At 36.0% G+C, this 22,125-nt stretch carries 21 protein-coding genes and 2 pseudogenes; 5 read left to right on the forward strand and 18 right to left on the reverse strand.

Going from position 1 to position 22,125, the window contains the following annotated elements:
* Positions 1-49 precede the first annotated feature (49 nt).
* Positions 50-547 carry a sigma-70 family RNA polymerase sigma factor gene (locus RTX21_RS16915; protein WP_312769542.1) on the forward strand — a complete coding sequence of 166 codons (498 nt, stop codon included), beginning with the start codon at positions 50-52 and terminating at the stop codon, positions 545-547.
* Positions 531-1,121 (forward strand): hypothetical protein, encoded by a 591-nt coding sequence (locus RTX21_RS16920; protein WP_312769545.1) that lies wholly within the window; start codon positions 531-533, stop codon positions 1,119-1,121. Before RTX21_RS16915 ends, RTX21_RS16920 begins: the two co-directional genes overlap by 17 nt.
* 58 nt (positions 1,122-1,179) lie before the next feature.
* Here RTX21_RS16920 and RTX21_RS16925 read toward each other — a convergent pair whose 3' ends face one another.
* From RTX21_RS16925 to RTX21_RS16950, 6 genes and pseudogenes are all read right to left on the reverse strand, one after another.
* Positions 1,180-6,015 (reverse strand): DNA repair ATPase, encoded by a 4,836-nt coding sequence (locus RTX21_RS16925; RefSeq protein WP_312769547.1) that lies wholly within the window; start codon positions 6,013-6,015, stop codon positions 1,180-1,182.
* A gap of 120 nt (positions 6,016-6,135) precedes the next feature.
* On the reverse strand, positions 6,136-8,250 hold the full coding sequence (locus RTX21_RS16930) for a flotillin family protein (protein ID WP_312769548.1): 2,115 nt from the start codon (positions 8,248-8,250) through the stop codon (positions 6,136-6,138).
* 54 nt (positions 8,251-8,304) lie between these two features.
* Positions 8,305-8,979, reverse strand: coding sequence for a hypothetical protein (locus tag RTX21_RS16935; RefSeq protein ID WP_312769549.1), 675 nt, complete (start codon positions 8,977-8,979; stop codon positions 8,305-8,307).
* Positions 8,980-8,998: 19 nt separating this feature from the next.
* On the reverse strand, positions 8,999-9,205 hold the full coding sequence (locus RTX21_RS16940) for a DUF4177 domain-containing protein (RefSeq protein WP_312769552.1): 207 nt from the start codon (positions 9,203-9,205) through the stop codon (positions 8,999-9,001).
* 17 nt (positions 9,206-9,222) lie between these two features.
* Complete coding sequence (locus tag RTX21_RS16945) at positions 9,223-9,915, reverse strand: PspA/IM30 family protein (protein ID WP_312769555.1); 693 nt, start codon at positions 9,913-9,915, stop codon at positions 9,223-9,225.
* 12 nt (positions 9,916-9,927) lie between these two features.
* A pseudogene (locus RTX21_RS16950) lies at positions 9,928-10,317 on the reverse strand (molecular chaperone Tir).
* Positions 10,318-10,412: 95 nt separating this feature from the next.
* On the opposite strand from RTX21_RS16950, the gene RTX21_RS16955 reads away from it, so the two are divergent.
* Positions 10,413-11,072, forward strand: coding sequence for a helix-turn-helix transcriptional regulator (locus RTX21_RS16955; RefSeq protein ID WP_312769559.1), 660 nt, complete (start codon positions 10,413-10,415; stop codon positions 11,070-11,072).
* A 28-nt stretch (positions 11,073-11,100) separates the two neighbouring features.
* Here RTX21_RS16955 and RTX21_RS16960 read toward each other — a convergent pair whose 3' ends face one another.
* A complete protein-coding gene (locus RTX21_RS16960; protein WP_312769562.1) occupies positions 11,101-11,793 on the reverse strand; it encodes a pseudouridine synthase in 693 nt (230 codons plus the stop codon).
* 189 nt (positions 11,794-11,982) lie between these two features.
* Between RTX21_RS16960 and RTX21_RS16965 the strand changes: the two genes are divergently transcribed.
* A complete protein-coding gene (locus RTX21_RS16965) occupies positions 11,983-13,524 on the forward strand; it encodes a glycine--tRNA ligase (RefSeq protein WP_312769564.1) in 1,542 nt (513 codons plus the stop codon).
* 64 nt (positions 13,525-13,588) lie between these two features.
* Entirely contained in the window at positions 13,589-14,062 is a 474-nt protein-coding gene (locus tag RTX21_RS16970) for a YdeI/OmpD-associated family protein (protein ID WP_312769565.1), read from the forward strand.
* A 26-nt stretch (positions 14,063-14,088) separates the two neighbouring features.
* On the opposite strand, the gene RTX21_RS16975 is transcribed toward RTX21_RS16970, so the two are convergent.
* The 11 genes and pseudogenes from RTX21_RS16975 to RTX21_RS17025 all read right to left on the reverse strand — a co-directional run.
* Positions 14,089-14,514, reverse strand: coding sequence for a hypothetical protein (locus tag RTX21_RS16975; RefSeq protein ID WP_312769568.1), 426 nt, complete (start codon positions 14,512-14,514; stop codon positions 14,089-14,091).
* A gap of 105 nt (positions 14,515-14,619) precedes the next feature.
* On the reverse strand, positions 14,620-16,674 hold the full coding sequence (locus RTX21_RS16980) for a prolyl oligopeptidase family serine peptidase (RefSeq protein WP_312769588.1): 2,055 nt from the start codon (positions 16,672-16,674) through the stop codon (positions 14,620-14,622).
* A 142-nt stretch (positions 16,675-16,816) separates the two neighbouring features.
* A complete protein-coding gene (locus RTX21_RS16985; protein ID WP_312769569.1) occupies positions 16,817-17,134 on the reverse strand; it encodes an IS1 family transposase in 318 nt (105 codons plus the stop codon).
* Complete coding sequence (locus RTX21_RS16990) at positions 17,095-17,511, reverse strand: hypothetical protein (RefSeq protein WP_312769571.1); 417 nt, start codon at positions 17,509-17,511, stop codon at positions 17,095-17,097. The genes RTX21_RS16985 and RTX21_RS16990 overlap by 40 nt, the downstream gene beginning before the upstream one ends.
* 317 nt (positions 17,512-17,828) lie before the next feature.
* Positions 17,829-18,458: a hypothetical protein gene (locus tag RTX21_RS16995; protein ID WP_312769572.1), complete on the reverse strand. Its 630-nt coding sequence runs from the start codon at positions 18,456-18,458 to the stop codon at positions 17,829-17,831.
* Complete coding sequence (locus tag RTX21_RS17000) at positions 18,418-19,509, reverse strand: RHS repeat-associated core domain-containing protein (RefSeq protein WP_312769574.1); 1,092 nt, start codon at positions 19,507-19,509, stop codon at positions 18,418-18,420. The genes RTX21_RS16995 and RTX21_RS17000 overlap by 41 nt, the downstream gene beginning before the upstream one ends.
* Before the next feature lie 155 nt (positions 19,510-19,664).
* Positions 19,665-20,099, reverse strand: a complete 435-nt coding sequence (locus tag RTX21_RS17005) for a hypothetical protein (RefSeq protein WP_312769575.1) — start codon at positions 20,097-20,099, stop codon at positions 19,665-19,667.
* An 18-nt stretch (positions 20,100-20,117) separates the two neighbouring features.
* Positions 20,118-20,672: a reprolysin-like metallopeptidase gene (locus RTX21_RS17010; protein ID WP_312769589.1), complete on the reverse strand. Its 555-nt coding sequence runs from the start codon at positions 20,670-20,672 to the stop codon at positions 20,118-20,120.
* 39 nt (positions 20,673-20,711) lie between these two features.
* Positions 20,712-20,849, reverse strand: a pseudogene (locus RTX21_RS17015) (RHS repeat-associated core domain-containing protein); the annotation flags it as partial.
* Between the two features lie 3 nt (positions 20,850-20,852).
* Positions 20,853-21,293, reverse strand: a complete 441-nt coding sequence (locus tag RTX21_RS17020; protein ID WP_312769576.1) for a hypothetical protein — start codon at positions 21,291-21,293, stop codon at positions 20,853-20,855.
* The coding region (locus RTX21_RS17025; protein WP_312769578.1) for an RHS repeat-associated core domain-containing protein at positions 21,293-22,125 on the reverse strand (833 nt) is incomplete at its 5' end. The genes RTX21_RS17020 and RTX21_RS17025, both read right to left, overlap by 1 nt.

Here is a 22,125-nt window from a genome sequence, read left to right on the forward strand (position 1 = left end):
AATTTGTAACATTTTCCATTCAACTTTCTCTAAACTTTAAAAAGGTCCAATGCAGAACTTAAGCTTCGAAGACATTTATCACGATTACTGGAAGAAGATATTTCGGCTTTGTATGGGTTATGTGAATGATGATGATCTGGCGAAGGATCTCTGTCAGGAAACATTTGTCGCCGTGTTTCAACAATTGCCAAAATTCCGGCAGGAAGCAGCGGTTGGAACCTGGATCTACAGAATCGCTACGAATATCTGCCTTAGGCAAATCAATCTTGAAAAACGAATGCCTAAAAGCGAATTACCTTATCAGATCAAAGATAATTCAGAAAAAGATAACAAGCTGGAAAAAGATAAAATGACGGATTTTCTTTATGAATGTATCTCAGAATTGCCCGAACTCGAAAGAATCATTATTTCGCTAGAACTCGAAGAAATGAAACAAGCAGAGATTGCCGAAGTCGTAGGAATTTCGCCAGCCAATGTAAGAGTCAAAATCCACCGAATCAAAGAAAAATTAACAGAACAATTCAGAAAGTATGGAAACCAATTATAATTTTCAGGACATCTGGAAACAGAAAGAAACTATAGCTCCTGACAGCCAATCTATCATCAAAAAAGCTAATAATTACAAAAGAAAACGGCTCTTGATTGATATCAGAATGCTAGCTTGTATGTTGGCAACTGCTGCTGGAATCATCGTCATCTGGAATTTGATTGATTTCCAAATGTTCACAACACGACTAGGAATAATTCTAATTCTCATTGCGATTGGAATGTATGCCTATCTATTTACTCAAAATATCAATGTCATCAGTAAAATCAATCCTTCCACAAGCAACCAAGAATATTTATCAGCGATAAAAAAACTGGAAAAGCAGCAAATTTATATGCAGACGAGAGGAATCAGCATTTATTACATTTTGCTGGGAGTAGGCTTTGTTTTTTACTTTTATGAATTTGCTTTGCGAATGTCTTTATTAGGTGTGGTTTTATCTTATGGATTGACATTTTTTTGGATGGCTGTCACTTGGTTTTTCATTCGTCCAAAACAAGTGAGAAAACAAAAGGAAAAAATTGCGGACGTCATAAATTCTCTGGAAAGTCTGGAAAAAGGTTTTGAAGAATAGCTTTATAACAAAAGTGCAGACCAATATCTGCACTTTCTGTTGATATGTTTAATGGTTATTAGTTTCCTTTTATCGCATTGATAATACCTTCCAGATTTTCATTAAGGTTCATTATTTCTGCAAAGACTTTGTCGTCTTTTCCGAGTCCGCCGTGTTTGTTGTTTTTCCTGAAAATCTCTTTGATCTCCTCCCAACGTTTTGTTTCGTCTTCTGAAATCAATCCTGCAATTTCTTTAAGTTTCAACAAATTGCTTTCTGTGTCAGCCGTCAAAGTTTGAGACTCGCTTTCGTAATGTGCTAACAACAGTTCATCAATCTCCTTATCATTCATCATCGGAACCACTTGCGTTACCAGTTTGCTCATATTTCTGTAAGAACCTTGCATCTTGAAAGACGGTTCGGTTCTATACGCATCTTGCATTGCTGCAGACAGAATATAATTCTGATTGACCTTCACCACGACATTTCTGATTTTAAGAATATGCTTTAGAACAGCCATAAAACCGTCAACTTCCTGTTTAAGATAATTGCCTTCCAAATCGGGTAATTGTTCTGCTCCGGATTCTACAAAATCTATCAAGGCATAAAAATCTTTAAACGATTTGCTAGCTATTTTTTCCAAATGCGTATTTTCTATTGCTGCATTTTCTATCAAACTGAGTTTGAACAGATGTTCCGTATCACCAATCACATCTCCCAGATTATACACATCAGCACGGTTTGCCAACATATCCGGAATCTGGAATTTGGAACCACTTTCAGTGTAAGGATTTCCAGCCATTACGATACAAAAACGTTTTCCTCTCAAATCGTAAGTTTTGCTTTCACCATCAAAGATTCCATCGATTTTTCTTTGTCCATCAGCCAAGGAAATGAATTTCTGCAAAAACTCCGAATTCAAATGCTGAATATCATCCAGATACAACATCACATTATCCGCCATCTCAAATGACAGATTGATTTTTTTCAACTCTTCCCTTTCTCCGGAAGTCTTCGCTTCAATCGGGTCAATGGATGTGATAGAATGTCCGATTGTTGGTCCATTCACTTTCACAAAATGCAATCCCATTGTTTTGGCTAGATATTCCATCAAAGTTGTTTTTCCGTAACCTGGCGGCGAGATTAGAAGCAACATTCCCATTCTTGCCGTTCTTTTGTTGTCTCCGGCAGCACCTAATTGTTTTGCCAAATTATTTCCGATTAATGGAAAGTAAACTTCGTTTATTAATTTATTTCGGACAAAAGAAGTGAGAACTTTTGGTTCAAACTCATTGATTTTAAGTTCTTTCTCATAGTTCTTACTCAATTGTTCTTTCAGCTTTAGGAAAGAATCGAAACGAGGAACGCTAACAATCGCAAAAAAAGATAACTTATGAATAAAAGCATAATAGTTGATTTTGAGAGTTCCGTTAATTAAAATCGTATGATTCCCTTTTAGGTCAGAAACTTCCGCTTCATCTTTCCCGAAAATCAATTCGTAATCATCTTTTGGAAATAGTAAAGATGTTGCCGTTTCTTCGATATAATTTCTGGAATGTTCCAGACTTTCATTCTCATCGATAAAGGAATTGAGCCAATTCAGAACCAAGTAATATCTGTCAACCAAAGAGAATTGCTCATTTTCCAAATCGGTCTGGAAATCCTTCAATGCCTTTTTGGATTCTAATAATCTGATGAATTCTTGTTTCAGATGATCAGAAATTTCACTTAAAGAAAATTTCCCATATTTGGTGAATGTCTGAAATAAATAAGTTGCAATTTCTCTCGAATCAATTCCTGTACAATCCAAAGTCGTTTTCCAATTAGAAAACTCAGTAGTGATTTCATTAATGACAGATGCATACCGATTTGAGTTTGGGAATGTCTTTAAAATCAAATGTGTGGAATGGATTAAAGCATTGATTTTGTTTCTTCTTTCCTCGGACAAATGATGCCAAAATAATTGCGCCGTTGCACGAAGATCACCTTTGTATCTAAGCAGATCCAATTTCTCATCCATCGATTTTATCGCATTATAGATCTGCAACGCATCGAAGTTATGAACGCCTTTGATGTAATTTTCAGAATAATTCTGCTCAACGGTTTGTGTGATAAATTGCTCAGCATTAAAATCCTTCACACCCTTTGAAGCCAGAAAAGTCTTGTAAGCCAAATATTCTGCACGATAAACTTCTTTGTTCTCAGAAACCAATTCCTGTTCCCAAATATCCTGAAAAGTCGTAATCTCGTTGTTTTTAACCTTCTGATAAAAACTCGTTCCCGTAAGATGATAAAACATTTCTCCGTTTCTGTTGAGAAGTGTTAAGCTCAAAGACTGATTATTAACGGTAAACCTGTGTTTCCCTAATGCGATGATGTTTTGACCGTCAACATATAGTTCGGTTTTATCTCGCAGGATTCTCAGTGCATCTTCCTGGGATTTTTTGATGAGATTTTCTAAGTTTTCGGCTTTGGAAACATCATTCAACGATTTCAATTCAGAAACCAACTGGCGAATCTTATCCACCATCAAATCCGAAGCATAAAAACTCAGTACATCTTCTCTGGTAGTAAAAGTTTTGGACTTGTTCTCGATGTTTTTCAGGACTCGCAAACCAATTTGTTCCAATGAAGAAGTCCGTTTATTGATCTGCTCAATGATCTGTTCTCTTCTCGTGTTGAAAGCCTTGATGATCTCATCTCGTTTGTCAGCGATCTTCAAAGCAAAATCATCGAATTCTGAAAATTTACTTTCCAATTCCTCAAGCTGGACAATGATCTTTGTATAATACTCATCCACTTTTTCTGCCGAAGTAGAAAGCTCGAGATAATTGGTTACCGATTGTTCCAGTAAAGTCAATTGAGCCGAAAATTCTGCAATGGCCTCACTGCTTTTGAGAGAGTTCAGTTTTCTTGTGAGTTGCGCACGAACTTCATTCAAAGAAGAAAAGATCAAGGAAATCTTTTCAACAATTTTTGTCGTTTGAGTCGCATCTTCTATCTTCAAACTATTGAGAATATCGATCAACAATTCGAGTTCAGAAGATATCGCAGAATTCGTTTCCTCAATTTCCTTTGCATCAAAAACTTTGGTTATTTGCTCAACTTTCTCCTTTTGTTCGGTTACTTTTTTCTCGTATGGAATCAGCGCTTCATCCCTCAGAAGAAAAGCAATTGTTTTCGCAGAAAGCTCTGCATTAAGCTTCTCTAGCTTTTCCAAAAGCTCATCAGCCTTTTCAACATCTACATACCGAATGTTCTTCAAATCGATAACTTCACCTTGCAAACGTCTTGTATCAGCTAGTTGATGTACCATCTGATCCAATGTTTCCACCAATGTACTGTTGATACTGAACATCAGACCTTCCAGCTTCTTGTCTGTTTTCTGAAGTATCTCCAGAGCAAACTTCCTTTGTGTCTGTACTTTTACAAACTCATCAATAGCAGTATTGGCAACTTCTTTTATATGTTTTAAAGGTTCACCTAAATTTTTAAGTGAAGAGTCATTTATCCAAAAATAAGAATCGATCAACGACCCGGATTTTCTTAAAATATCTTCATACAGACCTTCGTAGCTATCTTCTTTGTTGATGAGTAAAACGACTTCCTGTGCTTCTGCCATTGCCTGCACTATCTGTTTGTTCCCTACTTTGTATAAAGGATCATCCTTTTTTTCATCATTCTCTATGAGACGTTCCATATAAGGTGTTTCCCAGATCTGAACCTGATGATGCCTGTTTGCTTCTGGCTCTGTTCGGAAATAGATCATGCTTCCGTCATTGAAAATCGTAAATCCATTACAGATGATCGGGGTTTCTACCAATTGCTGAATGATATTATACGACATCAAAATGTAAGTATTGGTCTCCCTTTGCGTAAAAATATAGAGAAAATCCTCTCCATTCGGTGATGCTACTTTTCTTATAAACTGAATGTTTTCCAGTTGTGCATCAAAAATCTTATTAGTTCCGTTCTGGAGATAATATCCATTGGAAAAAATAATTCCCTGATTATCCGGAAGCAAAATAGCAGCCTCATTCATCGCAGGAAGATTGACCACTTCTTTTGTCCTGACATTGAAAACAAAAGCACGGAAATTTTCCTGATAAGGTTTTATCCTGATCGCAATCAGATTACCGAGATCAGCGTAATAGTATTCGGCATCATCCAATTGCTGATCGACGTTCGCAACTTTTTCTGAGTAGATTCCTTTTCCGGTATCTGTATTATCTTCTATCTTGAAGGTAATATCACCACCAATGGCCTCAATAAAAACTTTATCCAGAATAGAAACATGCGGATGTTTACCAAGGCGGCGATCTTCCAAAGAGGTTTTTATCCATTCGAAATCCAACTGCGGCGGCGTTTTGACTTCGTGGATACTTCTGTCATCCTGATAGATCAACTTCCCGTTTTTTATCAGCCATTTGAATGCTTTGAGGTCATCTGCATTTTTGCTGATCTGGAAGATCATATAGAGATAATTCTCTGTCTTTCTGAATTTTGAGAATATAGAATCTCTGTAATATTTGTATAAATTCTGATAATCTGTAACGAAGTTCGCGTCATCGATCAGATCCAAAGATTGCGGAATAAACTGTCCTCCATCAAATTGATAGATGCTGAAAACATCCTCCAACTGAATCTCTGTCCGAAGCCCGAAATGAACATTGTAGCCAAAAATACACAGATCCTCTATCGCAATGATTCCTCTTGCAACGCCTGTATTTTCCGTATCAATTCTTTGGTTGGCCTTCAGAACAAAACTTGTAGAGCTGAAAACTTCTTTTCGAGCTTCATTAAGATCCTGCAAACGGTGGATCAATTCGTCTTTCTGCGTCTGAAGACGTTTTTTGATGATGTCGTAAGTTCCGGAATCCAACTGATTATTTTGATTTTTTGTTTCTTCTTGCATTTAATTTTATGTATTAATGCGTTTTGAAATCCATTATACAGATTGTCATTTTGTTAAGAGTTTAAAATTTAACAAGCTCTAAATTTCAAAATGACAATCGTATAACAATCTAAATGAAAATTATCCTAATTTTTTATTAGAGATCCCAAGATTTTTTGCCATCCCGAAAAGTGAATTGACAAAATTTGTATCATCGGAATTCTCAGCAGATACAGCCGCTTGTTGTAGCTTGATCAAAGCTGCTGTAATAGTCAGGTTTTTGATATCATTGGATGATATTCCGTAACGATCCGCCAAACCTTTGATCTTTTCAGCTAAATCTCCTTTTCCATCAGGCCCTAAAAGTGAGTCTTTGATATCCAAAGCGTGCTGGGAATTATTGATCAAATGATCGAATCCTTTGGCATTGGAAATCTGTTTTACAATATTCTCGAAGAACATTGTTTCCCCACCTACAATATCGATCTTAGCATTTTTGAGTGCTTCTGAAAGAACATTAGCCTGAGCAGAAGCAATATCTTTTTGGATATTGATTTGAGCCAATTCTACATCTTTCTCTTTCTGCAACTGTAGTTTGAACTCTTCGTGAGATTGTCCTGCTTCGTTAAGAATCTTCATTGCAGCAGCTTTTTCTTCGATACCTTTTGCTTCTGCAAGTGCTTTTTCACGAACCACTTCTGCTTGCGCCAAGCCTTCCTTACGAACGGCTTCAGCTTTTTTCTCTATAATGATGGCTTCTTTTGTACCTTGGATCTCTACGGCCTCTGCTTTTGCAATCATCACTTCCGCTTCTGACAGACCTATTGCCGCTTCTTCTTTTGCCTGAGCTTCTGCAATGATCTTTCTGGCTTCGGCTTCTTTTGTTGCTGCTTCTTTTTTAGCTTCAGCATCTATCAGCAACTCTTGTGCTTTACGCTCTGCAATTAGCTTCTGGGCGTCTGCATCGATCACTTTTTTCTCTTTTTCCTGCTCGGCAGCAATTCTTGCAGCTTCTGCAGCTTTGACCGTAGAAACCAATTTTTCTTCCGCTTCTTGACTTGCAGCAATTACGCCCGCTTGTTTTTTACGTTCTGCATCTCTGTAAGTCTCAACATCTTTTATATTTTGCTGTTCTTCCACAACGCCTTTTTCCAGCTGAACGCGCTCTTTGATCACATTCTGAATCGATTTCTTCTCCGTTTCGATAGTTCTTTCTTTCTCGATCTGAGCCAGTGTAACGATTCTCTCTCTTTCCGTCTGTTCCAAAGCGCGGTCTTTTTCCACTCTTTCGGTTTCCACAGCATCGGTTCTCAATTTGTTTTTTTCAGCGATGATGATTTGACGAAGCTTATTCTCTTCTTGGATCGCCAAAGATTCTTCAGTGGAGATCCTTACCGTTTCAGCTTTAAGCCGTTCTTCTTCATTGACCTTCAAAATCTCTGCATTTTCACGTGCTTTAATATTTTCTATCTCACGTTTTTGGCGTTCTTCTTTTTCTGCCAACTGACGTTCCAATTCCAATATTGCTTCACGGGCTTCTACATCTTGTTTTTTGATTGTTTTTTCTTCTGCTCTTCGGATCAGGTTGGCATTCATATTTTGTTGAGCTGTCAATTCGGTAATCTTTTTGATTCCTTCAGAATCAAGAATGTTATCAGGACTTAAGAATTTTAGTTCTGTCTGTTCAAGATAATCTATCGCACAGTCATCGAGGATATATCCGTTAAGATCGGTTCCGATGATATTAAGGATCTCATCACGAAATTCTCTACGAGCTTCGTACAATTCTATAAAATCAAATTTTTTACCTACTGTTTTCAAAGCTTCGGAAAACTTAGCCTCGAAAATACTTTTCAATGTATCCGGATCGCTTGCTCTTTCTGTTCCCAAGTTTTGCGCAACGCTGATCACGTCATCAACCGACTTATTTACTCTAACGAAAAATGCAACCTTGATATCTGCACGAATGTTGTCTTTACAGATCAATCCGTCGTTCTCCATACGGGCAATATCTATCTTTTTAACAGAAATATCCATGATTTCCATTTTGTGAAAAATAGGGACAACATACATCCCTTTGTTAAAGGCCACTTTGGTTCCACCAAAACCCGTTCTTACGATTGCTTTACCTTGAGGAATCTTTTTATAAAAAGAACTCAAAACCACCAAGAAGGCGAAGAATAAAAATACAATTACTCCAATTGCAATGAAAATAAGGTTGGTTCCACCAATCGCTAAAATAGTCATCTGTGTCATAGTTTATGATTATTTAATTTGTTAATTATTAATGATTTGTTTTTAATATTTTGATTAGAAATTCCTGATGTTGATCTCTTTTTTTACCCAATATATCTTTTGATTTTTATCTTCGTCCACCACAATAATCTCATCGTTGTAAGCAATAGCCTCCCCATCAACGCTTTTGACATTCAAGCGGATAACGTCTTTGTTGATCTTGAACTCGGCGGAACCAATTTTACTTCCGTCCACAGAAGATTTCATCACGCCCGTCCTTCCTAAAAAGTCCAAGGGTTCTTCTCCGTGATAACCGACATTTTCATAAAACTTAGCAATTGGTTTTGTGATCCAATGCATCAAAAAATAAGTGACGATGAAAATAGGAATCAGTATCAAAAGTGACCAATATCCGAACCTGCCAACAGAAATAAACAATGATGTTGTAATGGTAATGATCCATCCAATAAATTTGAACAAGGTAATAATTACCATTATTGGCGCTTTTCCTATATTGATAAAATCTAATGCTTTAGAAAAAAATCCAGGTTGAGCATCTCCTGCGTCAGCATCTCCATCCGCATCGCTTATATCTCCAATTGCGTCAGCATCCAAATCTCCATCTAGGCCAAAGTCTAAGCCATCTCCAGAAAACAGTACAAATACCCAATACAATAATGATACGCCTGTAAGCACCGTCATGACTCCATTCGGGAGTGGATTGAATAATAGATCAAAGATTTCTACCATTAGTTATTGTTTTAAATGATTACACAATTTTAAATCTCTCTTTTAAAAGTATAGAAAAACTGCTCGTAGAACCTTGCCCCCAATTTCTGCTCTCAACACTTACCAATTCCCAGCCTTCCATTCCCAGCTTATTGAGATCATTATCAATATCCGAAGGCTCGAATCGGGTTGACCAGAATCCTTTTGGCTCTATTACCAATGTTTTGTATTCAAATCTCTTTTTCATTTTTTTGTTTTTAGAATTTACATTCCCAATTGTTTTTTGAGTTCTTCCAGATCTTTATCTACAGAATGGGTTCCCAATGCTTCATCTATCTCATCCGTCACACTTTTACTTCCTAAAGCCATCGTCCCGTAAGCCTGTGAAAGTGCTTCATCTTCTTCCACTTTTTCTTTCATCCTTTCCAGCATGCTGATCGTGGAATTGGAATCTATTTTTGCCATTTGGCGGTTCACTTCCTTTGTAGCATTAGAAACTTTTACTCTTGCTTTAAGAGTAGAAAGCTCATTTTCCCACTTATTGATATTAAATTTCAGAACATCAATATTCTTCTGCAATTCCAAAACAGAATTTTCATGAACAATAGCTTGTTTATTAAGCTCTACAGATTCTGCTATAAGTTGTTTTTTCAACATCAATGCTTCTTTTGCTAGTGATTCTGCTTTGTCAGCATCCAGCTCATTATTCTGCAATTTTTGTAAAAGCAAAACCGCTTTGTTTGCAAATTCGCCGGATTCTTCTTCTTTTTTATTTGCATTGTTTTTGGTTCGAATTGCCAAAGCTTTCACTTTTGCATAAGCTTCTAAAGATTGGTCAAGATCCTCTCTCATTTCTCGGATACCTTGTTCCGTCATCTTGATCGGATCTTCCATTTTTTCCACAACAGAATGTATCTCTGCTTGTCCTATTCTAAAAATTCTTTTAAAAATATTCATTGTCGTGTAGTTTTAACGTTTTGAAAATTGAATTAATTGTTCATAATATTCACTCATCAACAGACTTAATGAATTGATCGCCGCCTCAAACTCATTAAAATCAAGATTATGAATCTACAAAGTATATCTAAAGATCACTTTCTTCCCATCTTCGGTTATTGCAAACGCTCCGTGGATCATATCTCTGTTTTTCATCAAAAGAGATTTGAACATATCCATTGTATCATTATTAATAGTGAACAGATATTGTTCAAAAATGATAACTGGAGGTGCAATACCTACAATTAGATTTCTTATTCCGTCCAGGGTGTTCTCTATTACAAAAACACCAGTTTCTTCGGACTTATGCATGACCTTATAATCAAGGTCAAGGATATATTTTTCTACTGTTTCAAAGTCCATTGTTAGTTGTTTTTTTACTATTTGTTTGTATGTTTGTTACAAATATAATAAATTTGCTAAAATAATTAGCAATATTTAACAAATTTTTTTGCAAAATGAGTCAAATAGGACATAATATAAAGAAACTCAGAAAGGTAAAAGGCCTAAGCCAACAGGCTTTCGCAGAGTTATTTGAGCTTTCAAGGGGTAACATTTCTTCCTACGAAGAGCAGAGAGCAGAACCAAAAATAGATGTTGTGACAAAAATTGCTAATTATTTTAGCATTCCTTTAAGCCATTTACTAAATAATAATATCTCCGTAAACGAAATCCTGAATTTTGAAAATCACTTTGAAACCAAAACGTCAGAAACTGTTTCAGATCTCAAGACCATTCCTTTTATAGATCGCAATCATCTTTCACAGATCAATAGTTTTAATGAAAATCTGGACGCTTTACCAAAAATCCAGTTTCCAATTTACAGCCCAAAAGATTTTATCGCTTTGGAGTTAGACGAGTCTGTTAATCATCATTCTGATTTTCTTTTCCGAGAAACAGATATTGCTTTTTTTAAAAAATTAGAAGTTGACCTGCTTCACACGTTGGATCAGCAATATGGTTTATTCTTTACCGAAGAATCTTTTTTCATCGGAAAATTCCGAATTGAAGATAAGCAGATTTTTCTTTTGCTAAATGATTGGCATGAAGAGAAATTCGATATTAATACAATCGATAATTTTTGGAAGTTTTATGGGAAATTTGAGAAAGCAATTTGAATAAAAATCTCTTTAAAAACTACATAAACTATTGAAGATCAAAACCTAATATTTTTCCTATTTCTAAAAAGCCAGGATTCACATTCAAACTTGCATTGATGGAAATATTTTGTTCTGTAATGGGATGTTTAAAATTAAGTTGATGAGAATGCAAAGGCATCGCGGTCACATTAAAAGTATTTAGCCACAATTTATTCTGCTTATTGCAACCGTGTTTTCTGCAACCTAAAATGGGATGTAAAATATGTTTGAAATGTTTTCTTAATTGATGGAATCTCCCAGTTTCGGGAATCGCTTCTACCAAAGAGTAACGAGAGGTTTGATGTTTTAGAAATGGTAAATCAATTTCAGAAATCATCAGTCGTTTATAGTAAGTAACTGCATTCTGAACGATCTCATTTTCGTTGGTTAAGTCGTAATCAATCGTTTCTTCCTCTTTTGTCCAACCTCGAAGAATCGCCAGATACTTTTTTTCCACTTCACGATTCATAAACTGGTCACTCAATAATTTAAGCGTTTCTTTATCGAAAGCAAACAATAAAACACCCGAAGTTTTTCGGTCTAAACGATGAACAAGATGAACCTTTCTGCCGATTTGATTCGTCAATTTTTCTACTGCATATTCATCTGCTGGGCCGGCATATTTTGACTTATGAACCAAAAGTCCGCTCGGTTTGTTAATCGCAATAAGGTAGTCGTCTTGATAAAGAATTTCTAACATTTTGCAAAAATAGAGATTTTCGACTGACTTTCTAGCCCTGATTGTAGCGGCATCCTTTTGTCTGCCTTGCGCAACGTAGTGGAGAAAGGCAGACAAAAGATATAGCGAAAAGCAGGTTCCCGGCTCCTAAAAAAAATCATTCAAAATCACTTAAAATCGTTATTTTTGCACTTCAATTCAACATAAATTATGGCAAAGCAAGAAGATGTTTTCAAAAAAGTGGTTTCCCACGCTAAAGAATATGGTTTTATTTTTCCTTCCAGCGAGATCTATGACGGACTTTCGGCCATCTACGATTATGGACAGAACGGCGCGGAACTGAAAAATAACATCAAACAATACTGGTGGAAAGCGATGGTTCAGCTGAACGAAAATATCGTTGGGATTGATTCTGCCATTTTTATGCACCCAACCATTTGGAAAGCTTCCGGACACGTGGATGCGTTTAACGACCCGTTGATCGACAACAAAGATTCTAAAAAACGTTTCCGTGCGGATGTTTTGGTGGAGGATTACTGCGCTAAAATCGAAGACAAGGAAAATAAAGAAATAGAAAAAGCGGCGAAGAGATTTGGTGACGCTTTTGACAAGGCTGAATTCGTAGCGACCAATCCAAGAGTTTTGGAATACAGAGCAAAAAGAGAAGCCATCCTTTCCAGATTGGCAAAATCTCTTGAAAAAGAAGACCTTGCGGATGTAAAAGCTTTGATCGAAGAATTGGAAATCGCTGACCCGGACACTGGTTCTAAAAACTGGACAGAAGTGAGACAATTCAACCTGATGTTTGGAACTAAGTTGGGTGCTTCTGCAGATTCTGCAACGGACCTTTACTTAAGACCCGAAACGGCTCAAGGTATTTTTGTGAATTACCTGAATGTTCAGAAAACTTCTCGTCATAAATTACCTTTCGGAATTGCTCAGATTGGTAAAGCCTTTAGAAATGAGATTGTTGCGAGACAATTCATCTTCCGAATGAGAGAATTTGAACAAATGGAAATGCAATATTTTGTTCCACCTGGAACTGAGTTGGAATTCTATGAAACTTGGAAAAAAACACGTCTTAACTGGCATTTGGCACTTGGTCTTGGCGAAGAGAATTACCGTTTCCACGACCACGAAAAACTGGCGCATTATGCGAATGCTGCAGCTGATATTGAGTTTAATTTTCCATTTGGTTTCAAAGAATTGGAAGGAATCCACAGTAGAACAGACTTTGACCTTTCGGCTCACGAGAAATTCTCTGGCAGAAAGATCCAGTATTTTGACCCGGAAAGAAATGAAAATTATGTGCCTTACGTTGTAGAAACTTCTGTTGGTCTGGACAGATTGTTCCTGGCAATTTTCTCCAACTCTCTGAAAGATGAGGTTTTGGAAGATGGTTCTGAAAGAACAGTTTTGAGTTTGCCACCAGCTTTGGCGCCTGTAAAAGCAGCAATCCTTCCATTAGTTAAGAAAGATGGTTTGCCTGAATTTGCGGATAAGATTTTCAATGACTTGAAGTTTGATTTCAATGTGATTTTTGAAGAGAAAGACAGCATCGGAAAACGTTACAGAAGACAAGATGCCATTGGAACACCTTTCTGTATTACAGTTGACCACGATTCTCTGAACGACAATACTGTAACTATTAGATATAGAGACACAATGGAGCAGGAAAGAGTTCCGGTTTCTGAGTTGAGAAGAATTATTGATGAGAAGGTGAATTTTAGAACGTTGCTTTCTAAGATTTAAGAAAATATTATTTTTATATAATGAAAATCCCGACATTTGAGTTCGGGATTTTTTATTTTAAACTATGAATCAACCAATCACTTTTTCCGCAGAAATCCAACAACACCAAGACATCAACGCTGCTTTTGTCAATTTTCCATTTGATACAGTAGAATTATTTAGCAAAAAAGGACAAGTTAAAGTCAAAGTTCTGCTTGATGATAAGGTAGAATACAGAAGCAGTCTTGCGAATATGGGCGGTAATTGCCACAGATTGGGATTAACTCAAGCGATTAGAAAAGAATTGGGGAAGACATTTGGAGATATTGTAGAAGTTAAGCTTTGGGAAGACAAAGAAGAACGGATTGTGATTGTTCCAAATGATGTTCAGAAATTACTCAATCAGAATGAAAAAGCGAAAGAATTCTATGATAAAATGTCCTACACTCATAAAAAAGAATACATCCGCTGGATAGAAGAAGCTAAAAAAGAAGAAACCCGCGAACGCCGGAAAATCAAAATGATAGAAATGCTTCTGGAAAGAAAAAAGGGGATTTAAAAATTTTAAATCCCCTTTTTGTATTTTTACTTGACTTTTGCCAAATGAATCACATTATTCCCCTGAGAGATCAATAATGAATCTTCTGATGCCTCTGCAGAAATCGTGTTTCTTTCATACAATTCTCCAGTCGGTGTGGCTTTCTTGAAGTCCAGAACATATTTCATATTATTGGCTTCGATAGTAATTGTTTTGGCCTTGCCATCGCTTAAAAACGTTGCTTTTGCACGACTTCCGTCACTGGCTTTATAAGGGAAGGAAACAGATGTTGTTTTTTTGCCGTCAACTTCTTTTTCTGCGCTTGTAGTCGTCATACTATCGATTTTACCATTCTCATCAGTAACAGTTGTTTCTGTGGAGTAAGATTCTGATGTTCTTTTTGTGTCATTTTTTTTACAGGAAACTAATGCCAAAGCAATTGCAAAGCCTGAAATTAATGTGTTTGTCTTCATAGTTATGAGATTTAAAAAATTAGTGAATAATCTGCATCAAATTATTGTCCAAAAACAGAAAATCCCAAAACTAATTTCGGGATTTTATTGATATGTTTCTAAAAATTATTTCTTCAACGTTTTGATTCCCATTTCAAACAATGCAAAACTCAACAAATCAGCATTTTCGCCAATCACTTGTTCTGTAGAACGGCCTGCGCCGTGACCTGCATTTTTCTCGATTCTTAGTAAAATTGGATTGTTACAAGCTTGTTTCTCCTGCAATTCAGCACCAAATTTGAAAGAATGTGCAGGTACTACTCTATCATCGTGATCACTGGTGATGATCATTGTGGATGGATAACAAGTTCCCGCTTTTACCTGATGGACCGGAGAATAAGACTTCAAATATTCGAACATTTCTTTGCTGTCCTCAGCGGTTCCATAGTCATAAGACCAACCAGCACCAGCAGTGAATTTGTTATATCTCAACATATCCAAAACCCCAACACCAGGGAACGCCACTTTTGCCAGATCTGGTCTGATTGTCATCGTAGCACCAACCAAAAGTCCACCATTGGAACGGCCGGAAAGAGCCATATATTCCTTGGAAGTATAACCTTTCGACTGCAAGTATTCTCCCGCCGCAATGAAGTCATCAAACACATTTTTCTTTTGTTGCTTAGTTCCTGCATCATGCCATTTTTTACCATATTCGCCACCGCCACGGATATTGGGAACAGCGTATATACCGCCGTTTTCCATCCAAATGGCATTGACTACAGAGAAACTTGGCTGAAGACTGATGTTGAAACCGCCGTAAGAATATAGAATGGTTGGATTTTTCCCATCCAGCTTAGTTCCTTTTTTGTAGTTGATCATCATTGGAACTTTGGTTCCGTCTTTCGAAGTGTAGAAAACCTGTTCAGAAACATAATCTTCCGGGTTGAATTTCACATTCGGTTTTTGATAAACCTCTGATTTTCCAGAATCTACATTGTATTTGTAAATAGTTCCCGGCGTGATGTAATTGGTAAAAGAATAATAGATATCTTTCTCCTTTTCCTTACCTCCAAAACCTGAAACTGTTCCTTTTCCCGGCAAAGCAATTTCTCTGATTAACTTTCCTGTCTTATCAAATTGCTTCACAAGACTGATGGCATCTTTCATATATTTTCCGAAGAAATAACCGCCACCTTCAGAAATACTCAACACATTGTCGGTTTGAGGAATGACATCTTTCCAGTTTTCAGGACTTGGATTTTTGATGCTCACTTTTACCAAACGCATATTCGGTGCATCTTTGTCTGTGAAGATGAAAAGGTCGTCACCTTGCGTATCCACAATATCAGCATTGATGTCAAAACCTTTGTTGACCTGGACAAAATCTCCACCGTTTTTCAAATCTTTGATGAATAACTCATTCCCATTAGTAGCATTTGCACCAGAAATAATCAGGAATCTCTGGTCTTCGGAAACTCCGGCAGAAAGGTATCTTCTAGGTGTTTTTTCCCCACCGAAGATCAGTTGGTCTTCGGATTGTCTTGTGCCTAATTTGTGAAAATAAACTTTGTGCTTATCCGTCATTCCATACAAAACAGTTCCTTCTTTCGGCTTATCATAGCTGGAGTAATAGAAACCTTCATCACCTTTCCAAGCGATTCCACTGAATTTCACATCAAGCAAAGTATCATCAATCTGCTTTTTAGAAATCGCATCGATGATAATGATCTTGTTCCAGTCACTTCCACCCTCCGAAATAGAATAAGCGGCAAGATTTCCTTTTTTGTTGAAGGATAAATTGGAAAGTGACGTTGTTCCTTTCTCAGAAAAAGTATTCGGGTCTAGGAAAACCTCTACATTTTTGGTCTTCTCGTTGGTTCTGTAAATCACAGATTGCGCCTGCAGACCATTATTTTTGGAATAATAAGTATAATCGCCTTCTTTGAACGGTGCAGAGATTTTTTCATAGTTCCAGATGTCTCTCAGTTGACTTTTGATGGTTTCTCTGAAAGGGATTTTGGAAAGATAATTCTGGCTGTACGCTACTTCTTCGTCCACCCATTTTCTAGTCGCTTCGGAATCATTTTCCAGATCACGAAAAGGATCTGCGACCTGTGTTCCGAAATAGTTATCGACTTGAGTTCCTTTTACGGCTTTGGGATAGGTAGAATTTGTCATAGATTGAGCTTGGACACCAACATAAAAAACAACGGCAGCAGTTGCAAAGATTGATTTTATTTTCATTTTTAATTTTTTGAATGTTTCCAAAATTAATGAAAATTCTCAGGATAACTTGATTAGAGTCTAAACAAATTCTGGTCTAGTTCCAAAAGTAGATCTTTAATATAGCAATGGTGATTCTCATACTTTTGCTGAAACAGATCGTTCTTCTCCCAAATCTTCTGAGGTGGGTTCTGATGCTGAGATTTTTTCTTTCTATTCCATTGGTCCCGTATTTTTTGGTAATATGAATTTTTTTTGGAATCAGATATTGATAGTTCCCTAGTTTATCTGTATAGATATTGTTTGCTCTGGCATTTAGTAATGTTTTTACCACGACATTTAGGGTCTTGTTGTTCCTTCTGCCGATATAGAAAGCTACGACAAGGTTGTCTTGTCCATCGCATAGGTCAGCCACATTGGATTGCTTTTCTTTCTGATGAAGAATCGCATTTCATCTACTTCATATGTTTTGCCAAATGACAAAACAGGAGACCGAATATTTCCAGCAATATCTAGAATCCTTTTGAGTAATGTAGTAGTGGAAATGTTCAGCACCCTTGCAATCGAGCGGATGCCGAGTCCTTCCTTTATGAGTTGGATGATCAGAAAATCAATGTCTTTCCTATAAGCATTGTATGAATAATAGTTCAAAAACCTGTGATTGCATTGTTTGCAGATGTGTTGTTGTTTTCCGGTTTTGGTATGCCCGTTCTTGATGATTTTACAGGAATAGCAAAAAGTACAAATCCTCGTCTCACTAACTTTGATACATCTATTATGATTTCCAGTCATTTGCGAAATCTATTTTCTTCAAAAATAAACGAGAGCAGGGTTATCTTGCTCTCGTTTTAATATTTGTTGATTATTATTTTATCTGATTTTCAATAACTTAATATTAAAAATCATTTCCATCACTAACTTTGGAACATGACCTGAGGCCTTGATCTCTATAGGTGTCCACATTATACTCTTTTCTCCAGTTTTATAATTAAACTTGAAGCTGACTGGTCCATAATTTAGAGTTTCTTCAGCTGGATTTTCAAATCATATCCGTCACAAGTTTGCAATATGACCAATAAAACCGCCACTTGTTCGAGTGGCGGTTTATTTTAGGGATATTCAAAACCAAATAGAATTTTATGAAGCTTTTTGTCTTTTAGATAAAACTCCATAAAATACGGAGGCATTTCATATTGTTTTATTTTGGGGTCATCAGGATTATCAACTATATATTTTATAATTTCTTCATCAGATTTTTTTTCAACCTTATAGTCACTACCTTTTAGATTGGTTATTTCTTCTAAAGTCATTCCTAATTTTAGACCTGATTCTGTATTAAAATTATTGTATTTAGTTTCTGTAACATCTTTCTCAAGTTTAGGGTCATCTTTTAAATATCCTACCTCGAAGCAACTAAAACTATTCTTTACATCTCCCTCATATTGATACGCAAGTAAGTATTCTTTTTTTTCTTTATCTGTAAAAGCAATCACAGGGGAATATCGTAAGTTATCTAATAATCTTATATTTTGAGGATAAAAATTATTTACAGAACTTTCTTCTCTTAATTGTAATTGATTTATTTTAAAATCTGGTTTAGAAAATTTTTCTATAATAACAGTTTCATTTTCTATCTTTTCTTGTATCTTTTTTTCTGATTGATGACAGCAAAAAAACAGAAAAAACAATAACAAAAGACTATTCATTAACATTTGGTATTTTCGTTCCACTTCTACCATTATTATTAGGATTATTTTGAATATTAATATTTACAGGTACTGGACCTCCTGTTTTTATCATACTTCTTAGAGTATCTCTAAAATTGGTAAGAACAATTTTATCCCCAGACATTCCGATACAACCCAGAGTTCCTTCATTGTTTCCATCAGGATGTATTCTTAACAAACTTCTACCTGTACTAAATTGCGGATTAAGATTAAAGCTAAATCCAACTCTGTCCCGATTCATTCCTTTGTTATACCATCCATTTGGACTTCTGTCCTGATAACTATCAACAGTATATTCTCCATTTTCTGGTGCACCATTTCCAAAGCCTCCTGCAACAGCTTCATAAGAGCCTATGTTTTTTGTTTTGCCATTTTCAAATGTTGCATTCAACTTAACGTCAACATCACCAATTTTAGAATTTCTCATTTCTCCTGATATCCCTACATTTACCTCTTTTGCAGGAGAGTAATCCATTTTACCACTTGTATGATACATTTCTAAAACAAGCCCTTTATGATGTTTGTTATCCCAGGTTTTTGCTCTTTCATAATAAGTTCCTCTATAAGTTTCACCTTTTTGAAGTACACCTTTATCCTTATAATTTTTGGCTGTAACATCGTCTCGCCAAATAACATCTCCATTTTTAGACTCAACCCAATCCATTCCATCTGGGTCAACAAAACGTATAGGGTTATTGTTTGCGTACATCATTGGATTCAAATCGGGATGTTTTTCAGAAAGCGGGTCTGGCACACCCCATCTTCCAATATCCGGTAAGTATTGACGGGCTCCATAGTCATACATCCCCGTCTCCTGGAGTTCCTTGCCATTATATTTATAGTTATGCAGGCTTCCCATCGCATCGAACTTGGAATAGTAATTATTGAAGTTCATCCCGAACGGATAGTAGTCATTCCTGTCAAGAACCTCTATGCCGCCAGTTGCGGTATCCTTTGCGTAGCTCAAGCGCACATTCCCCAAGTGGTCCTTGTACTGCAAAATATACTTAGAATTCTCCACATCATAAAACCCCTCCGCTGTCGGGAAGAATGACAATACCATCGTGGTGATAAACGAAGAGGACAGAGCGATGATAACAAGATTCCTAGACCTTACAATAAGGGATTATAAAGCTAAAAAAGCTTACTCATAAATAAAGCTACCCAATTGGGTGGCTTTATTTATGAGTAACGGATTACAAATCCGCGACATCGGGTTCATTCGTTGAAATTTAGATATGGATAATCATAATATTCAACATACCATTCTTTAAAATTCTTGTTATAACAAACTGATATGTAGTCATATTTTTCTTTAGGTAGAATTTTAATTTTTAATCCATCAGAAGTCTCAAATTTTATATTCTTCTTAAAATTTTTCTTAACATTGACAAAAATAGTCCCATATTCATTTTCATTTTTCAATTTTGGGAAATCTTTTTTCATCGTATCATTAATAGTTACCATTTGATTAAGGAAACATTTATAATTTAACATTAAAGAAACTTCAGTATTCTTCTTGGGGAATGCTTTTTCAACCTTTTCTCTATATAAAACTACTCCTCTTCTTTCTTCTTCAGATAGATTTTGGTATTCATTAAAATATATATCTTTTTTGTTTGGCAAGAAAGCATACACAGCGTAAAAGAACAAACTAAAGAAACTATTTTTTTATTGATTGCCATTTGTATTTTGTTTTTGAAGTTCCTGTTCTTTTCTTTCTCGGTTCTCGTTGGTAATTCTGATATGATTTTTCATATCAGTTGTTTGAGAAGGTGCTAAATTGGTTCCTGAAGAATCTCTCAGTTCAGGCTTTTGTTCTGTTGCTCCTGAATTCATAAGATTTTTCTTATTATCTTCGGTATTTGAGACTTTACTGCTTTCGTCAAAAATATGTGGCAAACCAGCTTTGTGCCCTAATTCGTGAGCAAGTGTTCTCGGACTGTCTTGTGAAACAACTTTTCCATCATAAACGTTCCCATCCATTACGGTATAACCATTTGTTGTAACAATACCATCTCCCTTCTCATTCATTTTTGCAGTTGCAGGAGAAAGGTCTATTGTAAATGTTGCATTTGAATCTTCAATTACTTTTACAGTTAATCCATTTTGACTTAAAACATCTCCGGCATCTTGTAAAAGAGTTTTACTATATTCTGTCCCCAAATTATTACTTACCTTAACTCTCCATTCAACCGTAGTATCATTTACCAACTTCGCTTCCAATCCTTCCAGTTCTCTTGCATCAATTACTCGATTTTCAGAAAATGCATAAGTACTATTGTAAGTATATTTTTCAGCAAGCGGGTCTATGTTAAAGAACCTTCCCACATCCGGCATATACATCCTTGCCCCGTAGTCGTACATTCCTGTTTCCTGCAGTTCCTTCCCGCTGTACTTGTAGTTTTACAAGCATTCCATTGTTGGAAAAAATTCTGAAAATGTAACGCTCCATTTATTATTAAAATTTCCGTTTATAATAATATAATCAATTCCTTTTTTCAGCTTAAAATCCATCTCCTCTTTTTTCTTAGATGTAATCTTAATTTTTCCATCTCTTTTTGGAACTCTAATTTGTGTATATCCACACGTATAGTTTTCAAAATTATAGCTTTTACCATTTATAGTAATAACATCATCAATAAAAGCCGCATTATTGAAGGATAATAAGACTTCGTCATCTTTTCTAAGAAATTCTTTTGGAATATTTTCCAAATAAGATTTATATGCAGCATTATCTGCTTCCGTTGCTTTCGTTTTATCTTGATAATAAAAATCAATATTATTTTGTGCGGAGCAACTATTGTTGGTCAGTAAAACCAATATTAAAAAAAATGCTATTTTCATTATTTTTTATTTTGAGGTAATCTAAATGAGTTAGCCTTAACAGTTTCTTCCATTTTCTGTATCTGATTTTTATTAAATTCTGTACCTAACCCTTTCATTGAAGAAGTCGGGTTTTCATATGAATTCATCCTATTGTTAATATTGGCAGGAGTATTTTCAACACCTGAGTTTGGCTCCCATATGTGATCTGATCCAAACGTATGACCAATTTCGTGTGTAATCGTATCCGTATTTCCATCCTTTGCCTTCACAGTTGCAGTAATAGGATCTCCAAGGGGTGCGTCTCCGAGAACTGTTCCTGTCCTAGTAGTACCGTTATCATTTACTATTGTTACAGATTCTCCTGGATATGTCATATCAATTTTATATGTAGCACTATTGTCTTGAATAATTGTAAGATTAATTCCATCTTTTTTAAAATTATTTTCTACAGTTGAAAGTTTTTGTTCTACTTGTTCATTGGTAAAAGATCCTTGTACAACATTTGCAGTTAATTGAATTTTTGCAGGGGTGTTTACAGGATAACCAGATACATCATTAGACAAAGGTGTATTCCTTGTCGATTTATTAATTACCTCAGCCTCTAACCCTTCCAATTCTCTCGCATCAATAACTCGATTTTCAGAAAATGCATAAGTACTATTGTAAGTATATTTTTCAGCAAGCGGGTCTATGTTAAAGAACCTTCCCACATCCGGCATATAGTTTCTCCACTTAAAGGCGTAAAATCCGGTCTCTTGGAGCTCTTGTTCCTGAAACTTGTAGTTATGCAAGCTTCCCATCGCATCGAACTTGGAATAGTAATTATTGAAATTCATCCCGAACGGGTAAT

This window comes from Epilithonimonas sp. (assembly GCF_032054305.1).
GTDB lineage: Bacteria > Bacteroidota > Bacteroidia > Flavobacteriales > Weeksellaceae > Epilithonimonas.